The following is a 13,666-nucleotide window of genomic DNA, read 5'->3' as shown; positions in this document are numbered from 1 at the left end:
AAGCCCCTAAAAGTGGGGCTCTTTGTTGCAAGAACTCACAGGAAACAAAACGATGAACCGTTTCCTGCTGACAGACACCTGGCCTGCCAGAAACCCGCCGACTTATATGTCCGCCGGTCCCAATATCCGCCGGAGTATAGAGACGCCGACAGGAGTGGTCAAGGACTGACCAAAAAAAACGGCCTGGAGATACCAAGCCGCTTTTCTTCTAATATGGTGCCCGGGGCCGGACTCGAACCGGCACGGCTTTCGCCACTACCCCCTCAAGATAGCGTGTCTACCAGTTCCACCACCCGGGCAACACTCTTACTCGAGCTCGGGAAGATCAGACTTCCCGCTCTCGGCTTCGCCTGTTTGCGCTGCATCAACCTTATCAGCGGCCTGATCAACCGGGTCCTGCTTTGATTCCTGAACTACCGGAATACCCGCTTCACCAGCCACTTCGGCACGCTGCTTGGCAAACACAGCCAGCGAAAAACTTGTCACAAAAAACACAATCGCCAGCAGAGTAGTGACACGGGTCAAAAAGCTGCCACTGCCCTGACTGCCAAAAACAGTCTGGGACGCACCGCCACCAAATGCCGCACCGGCATCAGCACCCTTGCCCTGCTGGATCAGAACCAGACCCACCAGCGCCACGGCGATTACCACGTGCACAACGACTACCAGTGTTTCCATCCAATCCATAACGACTCTCGCCAACCTTTAACTTTAGGTACCTGCCGGCATAGACCGGCAAATACTCACAAAATCTTCTGCTACAAGCGATGCCCCGCCGATCAAACCGCCATCGATATCTGGCTCGGCAAAAAGAGCGGCTGCATTATCCGCTTTTACACTGCCGCCGTAAAGCAGAGATATGCTTTCGGACGGCGCGCCCATGTCCGCAAGCACATCCCGGATCATCGCGTGCATTGCCTGAGCATCTTCTGCCGTGGCTGTTTTACCGGTGCCAATTGCCCAAACCGGTTCGTAAGCCACCACGATCTTGCCCCACTGGTCAGCGCTCACACCCGACAAACCACTTCTAACCTGCCCCGCCACAACACCATCAGCGCGACCGGCATCGCGTTCCTCCAGGGTCTCACCGACACAAACAACAGCAATCAACCCACTGGAGACCACACGCTCAACCTTGGCAGCCACCACGTCATCGGACTCTCCGAAAATCTGGCGACGCTCTGAGTGACCAACCAGTGCATACTTGCAACCCTGATCTCTCACCATCTCCGAAGATATTTCTCCGGTGTAGGCACCTGATGGCCACTGGCCTAGGTTCTGGACACCGACAGCCAACGTACCAGCTGCGTGTTCAACCACATCCCTGACATAGATTGCGGGAGGGATGATAACAACCTCCACGCCATTATCAAGAGACTCGGCCTCTGACCGCACATAGCCCACCAGCTTTTCGGCCAGGTCTTTCGACCCGTTCATTTTCCAGTTTCCGGCTACGATCCTGTGACGCATAACAGTTCCCGAACGTAAGGGAGGGCGAACTATACAGCAGTCCCTCCTGGCAGACAACCGCCTGAAAACACAAAATTAAGGCGTGGAATTCTCCACCACCAGCGCGAGCTCTTTCGCGATGCGGGAAATTTCCGCCGCATCCTGCCCTTCCGTCATAACACGAATCAACGGCTCGGTACCGGAAGCACGCAGAAGGACACGCCCGGAACCCCCAAGCTGCGCTTCGGCCTTGCGAACCGCGGCGACAATATCCTCCCGACCCAGAGGATCAAAACGCTTCGCGACCCGAACATTCACCATGGTTTGCGGTAACTTGCTCATACCCTGACGAAGTTCCATCAGTGACTTACCAGACTTCCTGACGGCGAGCAGAACCTGCAGCGCCGAGACGATTCCATCCCCGGTGCTGGTACAATCACGGATAACCATGTGGCCAGAGCCTTCGCCACCAAGCACCCACTGCCTTGCCAGCAGGCGCTCCATCACGTACCGGTCACCGACCTTGGCACGCTCGAATTCGATGCCCTGCTCTCTCAATGCCAGCTCCACACCGAGGTTCGTCATCAGCGTACCAACAACGCCCCCGTTCAGACGACCTTCAGAAAACCGCTGAGAGGCAATCACGTACAACAGTTCATCACCATCCACTTCGGAGCCATCACGATCGACCATTAACACCCGGTCGCCGTCGCCATCGAACGCGATACCGAGATCCGCACCTTTCTCCAGCACCGACTTCTTGAGGGCACCAAGATGGGTGGATCCCACATTCAGGTTAATGTTAAGACCATCCGGATCACCACCGATAACGGTGACGTTGGCACCAAGCTCCCGGAACACCTTTGGCGCAACGTGGTAGGTTGCACCATGGGCGCAATCAAGCACGATATTCATTCCATCGAGCGCAAACTCATTGGGCACAGTGCTCTTGCAGAATTCCACATAGCGACCGGGCGCATCGTCTACCCTGGATGCCTTGCCCAACTCCGAGGACTCACACACCTGGATGGGCTTGTCCAGCCAGCGTTCAATTTCTGTTTCCAGCGCATCATCCAGCTTGGTGCCGGCTGGCGAGAAGAACTTGATGCCATTGTCATGATGCGGGTTGTGGGAGGCGCTGATGACAATACCCGCCGACGCCCGGAACGTTCGCGTCAGGTAAGCAATGGCAGGTGTCGGCATCGGTCCAAGCAGCTTCACATCCACTCCGGCGGCAGACAGCCCAGCCTCCAGAGCGGATTCGAACATATACCCGGACAGACGGGTATCCTTACCGATCAGGACACTGTTGCGCTGACCACCCCGCTTGAACGCCTGACCTGCGGCCCAACCAAGGTGAAGCATGAACTCCGGAGTAATGGGAAACTCGCCCACGTGCCCCCGTATACCATCAGTGCCAAAATACTTTCTCTCGGACATCAACCTGCCTCCTTCAAAGCCGCCACCACCTTGACGGCGTCTACTGTTTCCCGGACATCATGCACCCGAATGATGCTCGCCCCCTTCATGGCCGATATTGTCGCGACGGCAAGGCTCGCGGGCAACCGTTCATTTACATCACGCCCGGTAATGGCACCCAACATGGACTTTCGCGACATTCCGACAAGCAGGGGATGACCAAGAATATGCAGTTGCTCCATAGAAGCCAGTAACTGGAGATTATGCTCAAGCGTCTTGCCAAATCCGAAGCCCGGATCCAGCACAATCTTTTCCGGCCGCACGCCCGCCAGTTCGGCAACGCGCATACGCTCACTCAAAAATGCACTCACTTCGCGGCGAACATTACGGTATTCAGGACGCTGTTGCATGGTATCCGGCTCACCCTGAATGTGCATGATACAGACTGGAATACCCGCTTTTGCCACCACCTCCGGTGCGCCTTCACGCTGGAGCGCCCGAACATCATTAATGAGCCCGGCACCCAGGCGTGCGGTTTCGGCCATTACTTCCGGCGCACTGGTATCAACCGAAATGACCACTTCCAGCTCCCGGGCAATCCTCTCAACCACCGGGCAAACGCGATCCAGCTCTTCCTGGACCGATACTGCAATAGCACCGGGCCGGGTGGATTCGCCGCCCACATCAATAAATTCCGCGCCATCAGCGACCATCTGGTGGGCACGTAGTAAAGCGTCCTCCGGGCGATTGAACTTACCCCCATCAGAAAAGGAATCCGGCGTGACATTCAAAACGCCCATGACATGGCTGCGGGACATATCCAGTACCCGGCCGGCAAAATTCATTTCCATAGCGAATTCGTTCCCCAGTCACAAATTTCGAAGTAACAAAAACAAACGCCGCCCGGAGTCCGGGCGGCGCTGAAATCAAACCACTTGGTTGTTCAGGCTGGTCAGTGCTCTCCCGCCGGCCGGCCAACGCCCGGCTGACGACCGTCATCAGAGCCTTGCTGATCCGGAGCCTGTTCCGGCTCGTCCGCCTTGACGCCACCAGTCGGGCCACTATCACCCCAACCTTTCGGCGGGCGGGGGACACGACCTTCCATGATGTCGTCGATCTGGAAGCGATCGATGGTTTCGTACTTCATCAATGCATCAGCCATCAAGTCCAGCTTGTCACGATTGTCGACCAGCAACTGCTTGGCTTTTTCATAACACTCATCAATGATGTTACGGACCTCTTCGTCGATTCGCTGTGCAGTTTCAGGCGAGTAAACAGTTTGAGCCTGACCCGCAGACCGACCCAGGAAGGGCTCCTCACTGTCGGTGTCGTACTGCAGTGGGCCAAGCTTTTCCGAAAGGCCCCAGCGCGTAACCATATTTCTGGCCAGACTGGTTGCACGTTCGATGTCGTTGGACGCACCGGTAGTCACCCCGTCAAAGCCAAGGGTCAGCTCTTCGGCAATACGGCCACCAAACAGGCTACAGATCGAGCTGATCAGGAACCGCTTGCTGTGACTGTACTTATCCTCTTCCGGCAGGAACATAGTCACACCAAGGGCACGGCCACGAGGAATGATACTCACCTTATACACCGGATCGTGCTCGGGCGTGAGACGGCCAACAATAGCGTGGCCTGACTCATGGTAAGCGGTGTTCCGCTTTTCCTTCTCGCTCATCACCATGGACTTACGCTCGGCGCCCATCATGATCTTGTCCTTGGCGAGCTCGAACTCTTCCATTGAAACCAGACGCTGGTTACGGCGAGCCGCAAACAGGGCAGCTTCATTCACCAGGTTGGCGAGGTCAGCACCGGAGAACCCCGGTGTACCACGTGCAATCAACGCAGGCTCTACGCCGTCTCCCAAAGGCACCTTCTTCATGTGCACTTTCAGAATCTGCTCACGACCGATGATATCCGGAAGACCGACCACAACCTGACGGTCGAAACGGCCGGGGCGCAACAGCGCCGGATCCAGAACGTCAGGGCGGTTAGTGGCGGCGATGACGATAACGCCCTCGTTGCCTTCAAAGCCGTCCATTTCAACCAGAAGCTGGTTCAGGGTCTGCTCACGCTCATCATGTCCGCCGCCCATACCGGCACCACGATGGCGACCAACGGCATCGATTTCGTCGATAAAGATTATGCACGGGCTTTGCTTCTTGGCCTGCTCGAACATGTCACGCACACGAGACGCGCCAACACCCACAAACATTTCCACGAAGTCTGAGCCAGAGATGGAGAAGAAAGGCACCTTGGCTTCGCCGGCAATCGCCTTGGCGAGCAAGGTTTTACCGGTACCCGGCTGCCCCACCATCAGAACACCCTTCGGAATGCTGCCGCCGAGGCGCTGGAATTTGCTGGGATCCCTGAGGAAATCAACCAGCTCCTTCACATCTTCCTTGGCCTCATCAACGCCAGCAACGTCCGCGAAGGTCGTCTTGATCTGGTCTTCACTCATGAGACGCGCCTTGCTCTTACCGAACGACATGGGGCCTTTGCCACCACCGCCGCCCTGCATCTGGCGCATGAAGAAAACAAATAACGCGATTATGATCAGTATCGGGAAGGCGGCTACCAGCAACTGAGTCCACAGGCTCTGGCGCTCCGGCTCCTTACCGATCACTTCCACGTTGTTGGCCAGCAGGTCGTCCATCAGCTTATTATCCGCTACTTGCGGACGGATCGTCTGGAACTGGGAACCGTCACCTCGGGTACCCTGAATTTCCAGGCCATCAATCGTGACCTTGTTGACCTGGCCTTGCTGGACCATTTCAACAAACTGGGAATAATTGACTTGTTGCCCGCTAGTGGTGGGAGAAAAGTTCTGAAACACCATCAGCAGTACTGCGGCTATAATTAGCCAAAGAACCAGATTTTTTGCCATATCGTTCAAGGATCATCACCTGTGAATTGAAGAGCCGCCCTCACGGGACCCACCCTTTTCTGACACCTTACACCAATTGTACGCCCGTCCACCAGAAACGGCCCATCCGTATCGGCCACAGGCTGCCTTCCCTCGGGTCAGCCATCAAAGCCTCCGGAATTCGGAAAACTTCGACCTCACCCCTGATATTGGGCGTCAAATCTCAAATTACAACGCCTACCAGATATTTCGACCGGATCCGGGCGGCCAAGTTCATCAACTGCAGCTCACAGAGCGTCATCCGTAAGTGTTAACTGCCATTTTTAACGCAGAGCGATCTGGTACAATCCCCGAATTATACGACTATGCCAGCGAAAACATCGCTGACCTTTTGTTAATCGCAGCTATAAAGAGATTACATCATGAGTCTTTCACCGGAACAGCGCCGGGAATATCGGGCCATCGCCCACAATCTGAAGCCGGTCATCATTGTTGGTGACAAAGGCCTGTCGGAAGGACTTCAGGAAGAGCTGGAGCGCGCACTCAACGATCACGAGCTGATCAAAATCAAAGTGGCCAGTCAGGATCGCGAAGCCCGCCAGGAAGCCATCGATGCGTTGTGCGATTCATCCGGAGCAGAGCTGGTTCAAAGCATCGGGAAAATGGCGGTGATCCTCCGCCGGGCGAAGAAGCCCAACCCGAAACTGTCGAACCTTCTGCGCTTCAAGCACTGACCGGAAAGGTCGCTGAAAGCTCCATCAATATCAGATGTACTCTACTTCTTCGACCTCATATTCCACGGTGCCGGAAGGCACCCGGATGGCCACAACATCACCTTCGCTCTTGCCTACCAACGCCCGGGCAATCGGTGAGGATATGGAAATTTTGCCGGCCTTGATGTCAGCCTCGTCTTCTCCGACGATCTGGTAAACCACCTGCTCGTCAGTATCCATGTTGAGCAGGTGAACCGTCGTGCCGAAGATCACCTTACCGGTGTTCTCTATAGTCGTGACATCAATCACCTGAGCACCGGAGAGTTTCCCTTCAATCTCCTGGATACGGCCTTCGATAAAGCTCTGTTGCTCCCTGGCGGCATGATATTCCGCATTTTCCTTGAGGTCGCCGTGCTCACGGGCATCGGCGATGGCCGCAATCACCCGTGGACGATCTTCGGACTTCAGCTTCTGAAGCTCCTGCCGGAGGCGGGATTCACCTGCGATAGTCATCGGTACTCTGTCAGCCATAGTCTCACTTTCCTGCGTGAAGGTCCTGGAGGCGGCGCACAGTGCGCTCCGGGCCAAACTTGATGGCCCGGCAGAAGGCTTCGCCACCCGCCAGGGTAGTTGTATATGTCACTTTGGTCTGCAATGCGGACTGGCGAATCTGCGCCGAATCCGAAATCGCCTTGCGACCCTCGGTGGTATTGATAATCAGTTGAACCTGTCCGTTTTTGATCGCGTCCACAATGTGAGGACGGCCTTCACGGACTTTGTTAACTCTCGCAACCTCAATGCCGGCTTCTTTTAGCGCCTTGGCGGTTCCGGTGGTGGCAATCAACTTGAAGCCAGCCTCCACCAGATCACGGGCGACCTTGGCAGCGCCGGGTTTGTCTACATCTCTTACGGACATAAACGCAGTCCCCTTGACGGGCAAGCGTTCACCAACCGCCAGCGCAGCCTTGGCAAAAGCCTCATCAAAGCTGTCACCCAAGCCCATCACTTCGCCGGTCGACTTCATTTCCGGCCCGAGGATCGGATCCACCGCCGGGAACTTGTTGAACGGGAACACGGACTCCTTCACCGCGTAATAGGTGGGCACGATTTCCCGGGTGAAGCCCAGCTCTTTGAGGGTCTTGCCGGCCATCACTCGGGCCGCCACCTTGGCCAGGGAAACGCCAATGGCCTTGGACACGAACGGCACGGTCCGGGACGCCCGCGGATTCACCTCGATGACGTAGATCTCGTCATCCTGCCACGCCAGCTGGACGTTCATCAGGCCGATGACCTCAAGCTCGATGGCCATTTTCTTCACAGCCTCGCGCATCTCATCCTGCACCGCCTTGGGCAAGCTGTACGGCGGCAGGGAACAGGCGGAGTCCCCGGAGTGAACACCGGCCTGCTCGATGTGCTGCATGATGCCGCCGATGACCACGTCGGTGCCGTCGGAGATGGCGTCGATGTCCACCTCGATGGCGGCGTTCAGGAAGTGGTCCAGCAGCACCGGGCTGTCGTTGGAGACCAGCACCGCGTTGCGCATGTAGCGCACCAGTTCGGTTTCGTCGTAGACGATTTCCATGGCCCGGCCGCCCAGTACGTAGGACGGACGCACCACCAGCGGGTAACCGATTTCCCGGGCCGCCAGTATGCCTTCCTCGTGACTGCGCACGGTGGCGTTTTCCGGCTGCTTCAGGCCCAGGCGGGTAATCATCTGTTGGAACCGCTCACGGTCTTCGGCGCGGTCGATGGCATCCGGGCTGGTGCCGATGATGGGCACCCCGGCCGCTTCCAGGCCACGGGCCAGTTTCAGCGGGGTCTGACCACCGTACTGGACAATCACACCCTTGGGCTTTTCGACGTGAATGATTTCCAGCACGTCTTCCAGGGTGATCGGCTCGAAGTACAACCGGTCGGAGGTGTCGTAATCGGTGGACACGGTCTCCGGGTTGCAGTTGATCATGATGGTTTCGTAGCCGTCCTCACGCATGGCCAGGGCCGCGTGCACACAGCAGTAATCGAACTCGATGCCCTGGCCGATCCGGTTGGGGCCACCGCCGATGACGACGATCTTCTCGCGATTGCTGGCGTCCGCCTCGCACTCCTCCTCATAGGTGGAGTACATGTAGGCGGTGTCGGAGGCGAATTCGGCGGCACAGGTGTCCACACGCTTGTACACCGGGCGGATACCCAGGTCGTGGCGCAGCTTGCGCAGGCTGACTTCGGAGAGACCCAGCAATTTCGCCAGACGGCCGTCCGAGAACCCCTTACGCTTGAGCCGGAACAGCGTGGCCTGATCGATGTCGGCCTTGCCGGCACTCTTGAGTGCCTGCTCTTCTTTGATCAGGTCTTCAATCTGCACCAGGTACCAGGGATCGACGTGGGTATTGGCGAAGACTTCCTCAACCGTCATGCCGGCGCGGAAGGCGTCGCCGATGTACCAGAGCCGTTCCGCGCCCGGCACATTCAGCTCCTGGGTGAGGGTTTCCTGCCCGTCAGTCGTGGCCAGATCCACCTTCTCCTCAAAGCCTTCGGAGCCTACCTCAAGGCCACGCATGGCTTTTTGCAGGGATTCCTGGAAGGTCCGGCCGATGGCCATGACCTCACCCACGGATTTCATCTGGGTGGTCAGGCGGGCGTCGGCCTGGGGGAACTTCTCGAAGGTGAACCGGGGAATCTTGGTGACCACGTAGTCGATGCTGGGCTCGAACGAGGCCGGGGTGACGCCGCCGGTGATTTCGTTGCGCAGTTCGTCCAGGGTGTAGCCGATGGCCAGTTTCGCGGCCACCTTGGCAATCGGGAAGCCGGTGGCCTTGGAGGCCAGGGCCGAGGAACGGGACACCCGCGGGTTCATCTCGATGACGACCATGCGGCCGGTGTCCGGATTAATCCCGAACTGGACGTTGGAGCCGCCGGTTTCCACACCGATCTCACGCAGGACCGCCAGGGAGGCGTTCCGCATGATCTGGTATTCCTTGTCGGTGAGGGTCTGGGCCGGAGCCACGGTGATGGAATCACCCGTATGCACGCCCATGGCGTCGAAGTTCTCGATGGCACAGACAATGATGCAGTTGTCCGCCTTGTCGCGAACCACTTCCATCTCGTATTCCTTCCAGCCGATCAGGGACTCGTCGATCAGCAGTTCGTTGGTCGGCGACAGGTCCAGGCCACGGGTACAGATTTCTTCAAACTCGTCCCGGTTGTAGGCGATACCGCCCCCGGAGCCGCCCATGGTAAACGACGGGCGGATGATGCACGGGAAGCCGATGTCGTCCGCCACATCCCAGGCTTCCGCCATGGTGTGGGCGATGGTCGCGCGGGGACACTCCAGGCCGATTTTCTTCATGGCCTTGTCAAAGCGGTCCCGGTCTTCGGCCTTATCAATGGTGTCGGCGTTGGCGCCGATCATTTCCACGCCGTGTTCGGCCAGAACCCCGTGCTTTTCCAGGTCCAGGGCGCAGTTCAGGGCCGTCTGGCCACCCATGGTGGGCAACAGCGCGTCCGGCTGCTCTTTCTCGATGATCTTGGCGACGGTTTTCCAGGTAATCGGCTCAATGTAGGTGGCATCGGCCATCACCGGATCGGTCATGATGGTCGCCGGGTTGGAGTTGACCAGAATGACCCGGTAGCCTTCTTCCCGCAGCGCCTTGCACGCCTGGGCGCCGGAGTAGTCAAACTCGCACGCCTGGCCGATCACAATCGGGCCCGCGCCCAGGATCAGGATGCTCTTGATGTCAGTACGTTTTGGCATGTCTTGGTAAACCTGTCAGCAACTTTTAAATTCTTGCAGCGCAAAACGCAGCGCCCGTGAGTATTCCGCAGCGATCCGCACTCAGGCAGATCGCGATTTCATTAGACGGATAAACTCGTCAAACAGGGGCGCCACATCGTGGGGGCCGGGGCTGGCTTCGGGGTGACCCTGAAAGCTGTAAGCCGGCTTGTCGGTCCGGCGGATGCCCTGCAATGTGCCGTCGAACAGCGATTTATGAGTCGCCTGCAGATTGGCCGGCAGTGTTAATTCATCCACGGCGAACCCGTGATTCTGGCTGGTAATCATCACCGTACCTTTGTCCAGATCCTGCACCGGGTGATTGGCTCCGTGGTGACCGTGCCCCATCTTCATGGACTTGGCACCACTGGCGAGGGCCAGCAACTGGTGTCCCAGGCAGATTCCGAACACCGGAATTTCAGTCTCCAGCACTTCCTGAATCGCCTTGATCGCGTAGTCGCAGGGCTCGGGATCACCGGGGCCGTTGGAAAGGAAGATGCCGTCCGGGTTCATCGCGAGCACTTCGGAGGCCGGGGTCTGGGCAGGCACAACCGTAATATCGCAGCCGCGAGACACGAGCATGCGAAGGATGTTCAGTTTGACGCCATAGTCCCAGGCGACAACCTTGAACGATGACTCGCCACCCTCGCCGTAGCCCTCAGTCAGGGACCATTCGCTCTGTGCCCAGCTCCATTTTTTTCCGGAGGTCACTTCTTTGGCGAGATCCATGCCTTTCAGGCCCGGAAAAGCTCTGGCAAGTTCCAGGGCGCGCTCAGCGGTAGCATTTTCACCAGCAACCACGGCGCCATTCTGGGACCCCTTATCGCGAAGGATTCGGGTGAGACGACGAGTGTCGATGTCGGCAATTCCGACAATGTTGTTGCTTCGCAGGTAATCGTCCAGCGTGCCTTTGCTGCGCCAGTTGCTGGCCATCAGAGGCAGGTCGCGAATAATCAGGCCCGCGGCATGAATGCGATCCGACTCTACATCCTCCTCGTTGACACCGGTGCTTCCGATGTGAGGATAAGTCAGAGTTACAATCTGGCGTGAGTAGGACGGATCGGTCAGGATTTCCTGGTAACCGGTCATCGCGGTGTTGAACACCACTTCACCACTGGTTTCTCCGTCAGCGCCAATGGCGGTGCCGTAAAACAGGCTTCCGTCTGCGAGTGCAAGGATTGCGGGTGTGCTCAAGGCTTGTATCCTCATCGAGTGGCGTATCGGTTCGTCACGAACAGGAACGCAAGCGCAAATTCAGGTCGCAAAAAAGCGAGAGGGAGTCAAAACTCCGTCCCGCTTTTTTGTAGGCCGGGAACGGTTTTTGTTCTCCGGGCGTTTTTCAAAACTACGCTTGGTGCAGTTAAACCGCCTTATTGTAAAAAATATGGCGCTTTGTGTCCATCTGAATCCGCCCTCCCGACCTCCGGGATGACGCCTACTTCAGCGAGAGCACATCCTGCATATCGTAAAGACCTGCGGGCTTGCCTTTCAGCCACAACGCTGCGCGCATCGCCCCCTTGGCAAAAGTCATGCGACTGCTCGCCTTATGAGTGACCTCGATACGCTCGCCTTCGGTGGCGAACAGGACAGTATGATCACCTACTACGTCGCCAGCACGAATGGTCTCAAAACCAATCTCCTTGCGGGTACGCTCCCCGGTAAAACCTTCACGACCGTAGACGGCGCATTCCTTCAGATCACGACCGAGGGCATCCGCCACGACCTCACCCATACGCAAAGCCGTGCCGGAGGGTGCGTCTTTTTTGTGACGGTGATGGGCCTCAATGATTTCCACATCGTAGTCGTCACCTAAAGTAGCCGCAGCAGTGCGCAACAGGTTGAGGACAACGTTGACCCCGACACTCATGTTGGGCGCAAACACCACCGGGGTGGACTCTGCGGCCAGCGCCAGCTGCTCTTTTTCAGCATCGGACATGCCGGTTGTCCCGATGACGAGCATTTTGCTGTTGGCTTTGCAGAACTCGGCGTTTTCCAGCGTCAGATCCGGGAAGGTAAAGTCGACCAGTACATCGAAGTCATCCTTCACGTCTTTCAGAGCGCCCGCAATTTTGACGCCCGTTTTTCCGATACCGGTCATTTCGCCAGCGTCCGCGCCAATCAGACTGCTGCCCGACTCGACGATGGCCGCACCAAGCTCCAGACCTTCGGTACCGTCTACCGCTTCGATCAGAACTTTACCCATGCGCCCAGCGGCGCCGATGATTGCTACCCTCATGATCGGATTCCTTTATACGCCCGTCAGAATTTCATTTCGTCGAAGAAGCTTTTTACACCTTCAAACCAGGAGGTTTTCCGCGGAGCGTGATGATTGCCGACGCCTTCATCGAGCGTTTCCTGGAATTCGCCCAGCAACTCCTTCTGGCGCTTGGTCAGGTTCACCGGCGTTTCAACGATTACACGGCACAACAGATCACCGGCCGGGCCACCGCGTACCGGGCTCACGCCCTTGTTACGGAGGCGGAACAGCTTACCGGTCTGGGTTTCCTCGGGGATCTTAAGCTTTACACGGCCATCCAGGGTCGGCACTTCCAGCTCGCCTCCGAGTGTGGCATCAACGATGCTGATCGGCACTTCGCAATAGAGATTGCGGCCATCACGGGTGAAGATGGAGTGCTCACGGACAGCGATCTGAACATAAAGGTCGCCGGGCGGGCCGCCATCAACTCCCATTTCACCTTCGCCAGAGAGACGGATACGGTCTCCGGTATCCACGCCAGGCGGAACTTTGACGGACAGCGTTTTCTCTTCCTGAACGCGGCCCTGGCCGTGACAGGCTTTACACGGATTCTTGATAATTTGACCTGAACCACGACATGTCGGGCACGCCTGCTGCACAGTAAAGAAACCCTGCTGCATACGCACCTGGCCCATGCCCTTACAGGTTCCGCAGGCTTCCGGCCGAGAACCTTTCTCGGCGCCACTGCCATCACAGACCTCACACTCTCTGTGGCCGGGAATCTGGATCTGGACGTTTTTGCCCTTTACAGCTTCCTCGAGATCCAGTTCAAGAGTGTAGCGCAGGTCGGCACCACGAGTGCTGCGGCCGCGACCGCCTCCACCGCCGAAGATGTCACCAAATACGTCACCGAAGATGTCGGAGAAGCTTCCGCCACCACCTCCGAATCCTCCACCAGCCTGACCGTCAACGCCGGCATGGCCGAACTGGTCATAGGCTGCCCGCTTGGAGTCATCCGCCAGAATCTCGTAGGCTTCGCTGGCCTCTTTGAACTTGTTCTCGGCGTCAGTGTCGTCCGGGTTACGGTCGGGGTGATACTTCATCGCAAGCTTGCGGTAAGCTCGCTTGACTTCCTTCTCGTCCGCATCCCGGGATATGCCGAGAATTTCGTAATAATCGCGCTTGGCCATGCTTTAAAACCCTGTTTTTAAACGCGGAAAACGCGGGGAACTCCCCGCGTTTTCCAACTACCT

At 57.4% G+C, this 13,666-nt stretch carries 11 protein-coding genes and 1 tRNA gene; 1 reads left to right on the top strand and 11 read right to left on the bottom strand.

The features are described from left to right. Nucleotides 1–214 precede the first annotated feature (214 nt). The 6 genes from BKP64_RS18300 to ftsH form a co-directional block, all read right to left on the bottom strand. A tRNA-Leu gene (locus BKP64_RS18300) sits at nt 215–299 on the bottom strand. A 7-nt stretch (nt 300–306) separates the two neighbouring features. Then, a complete protein-coding gene (gene secG, locus BKP64_RS18295) occupies nt 307–687 on the bottom strand; it encodes a preprotein translocase subunit SecG (RefSeq protein ID WP_070973227.1) in 381 nt (126 codons plus the stop codon). Between the two features lie 24 nt (nt 688–711). Continuing rightward, nucleotides 712–1,470, bottom strand: coding sequence for a triose-phosphate isomerase (gene tpiA / locus BKP64_RS18290; protein WP_083329262.1), 759 nt, complete (start codon nt 1,468–1,470; stop codon nt 712–714). 75 nt (nt 1,471–1,545) lie between these two features. Beyond that, nucleotides 1,546–2,889 (bottom strand): phosphoglucosamine mutase, encoded by a 1,344-nt coding sequence (gene glmM / locus BKP64_RS18285; RefSeq protein WP_070973223.1) that lies wholly within the window; start codon nt 2,887–2,889, stop codon nt 1,546–1,548. After that, entirely contained in the window at nt 2,889–3,719 is an 831-nt protein-coding gene (gene folP, locus BKP64_RS18280; RefSeq protein WP_070973221.1) for a dihydropteroate synthase, read from the bottom strand. The genes glmM and folP overlap by 1 nt, the downstream gene beginning before the upstream one ends. Before the next feature lie 101 nt (nt 3,720–3,820). Next, nucleotides 3,821–5,764, bottom strand: a complete 1,944-nt coding sequence (gene ftsH, locus BKP64_RS18275; RefSeq protein WP_236953990.1) for an ATP-dependent zinc metalloprotease FtsH — start codon at nt 5,762–5,764, stop codon at nt 3,821–3,823. Between the two features lie 392 nt (nt 5,765–6,156). Here ftsH and yhbY point away from each other — a divergent pair, with 392 nt between their 5' ends. After that, nucleotides 6,157–6,468: a ribosome assembly RNA-binding protein YhbY gene (gene yhbY, locus BKP64_RS18270; protein ID WP_070973219.1), complete on the top strand. Its 312-nt coding sequence runs from the start codon at nt 6,157–6,159 to the stop codon at nt 6,466–6,468. A gap of 30 nt (nt 6,469–6,498) precedes the next feature. Here the strand turns inward: yhbY and greA are convergent, their stop codons facing one another. From greA to dnaJ, 5 genes are all read right to left on the bottom strand, one after another. Then, complete coding sequence (greA, locus tag BKP64_RS18265) at nt 6,499–6,978, bottom strand: transcription elongation factor GreA (protein ID WP_083329261.1); 480 nt, start codon at nt 6,976–6,978, stop codon at nt 6,499–6,501. A 4-nt stretch (nt 6,979–6,982) separates the two neighbouring features. Further along, nucleotides 6,983–10,198, bottom strand: coding sequence for a carbamoyl-phosphate synthase large subunit (gene carB / locus BKP64_RS18260; protein WP_070973218.1), 3,216 nt, complete (start codon nt 10,196–10,198; stop codon nt 6,983–6,985). Between the two features lie 81 nt (nt 10,199–10,279). Further along, nucleotides 10,280–11,410: a glutamine-hydrolyzing carbamoyl-phosphate synthase small subunit gene (gene carA / locus BKP64_RS18255; protein ID WP_083329260.1), complete on the bottom strand. Its 1,131-nt coding sequence runs from the start codon at nt 11,408–11,410 to the stop codon at nt 10,280–10,282. 241 nt (nt 11,411–11,651) lie between these two features. Further along, on the bottom strand, nt 11,652–12,452 hold the full coding sequence (gene dapB / locus BKP64_RS18250; protein ID WP_070973213.1) for a 4-hydroxy-tetrahydrodipicolinate reductase: 801 nt from the start codon (nt 12,450–12,452) through the stop codon (nt 11,652–11,654). Nucleotides 12,453–12,475: 23 nt separating this feature from the next. Continuing rightward, nucleotides 12,476–13,603, bottom strand: a complete 1,128-nt coding sequence (gene dnaJ, locus BKP64_RS18245) for a molecular chaperone DnaJ (RefSeq protein WP_070973211.1) — start codon at nt 13,601–13,603, stop codon at nt 12,476–12,478. Nucleotides 13,604–13,666: the final 63 nt, after the last annotated feature.

Origin of the sequence: Marinobacter salinus (assembly GCF_001854125.1) — a bacterium.
Taxonomy (GTDB): Bacteria; Pseudomonadota; Gammaproteobacteria; order Pseudomonadales; family Oleiphilaceae; genus Marinobacter; species Marinobacter salinus.
Note: the sequence above shows the minus strand (reverse complement) of the source record. Positions and strands in the feature narration are given on the sequence as shown.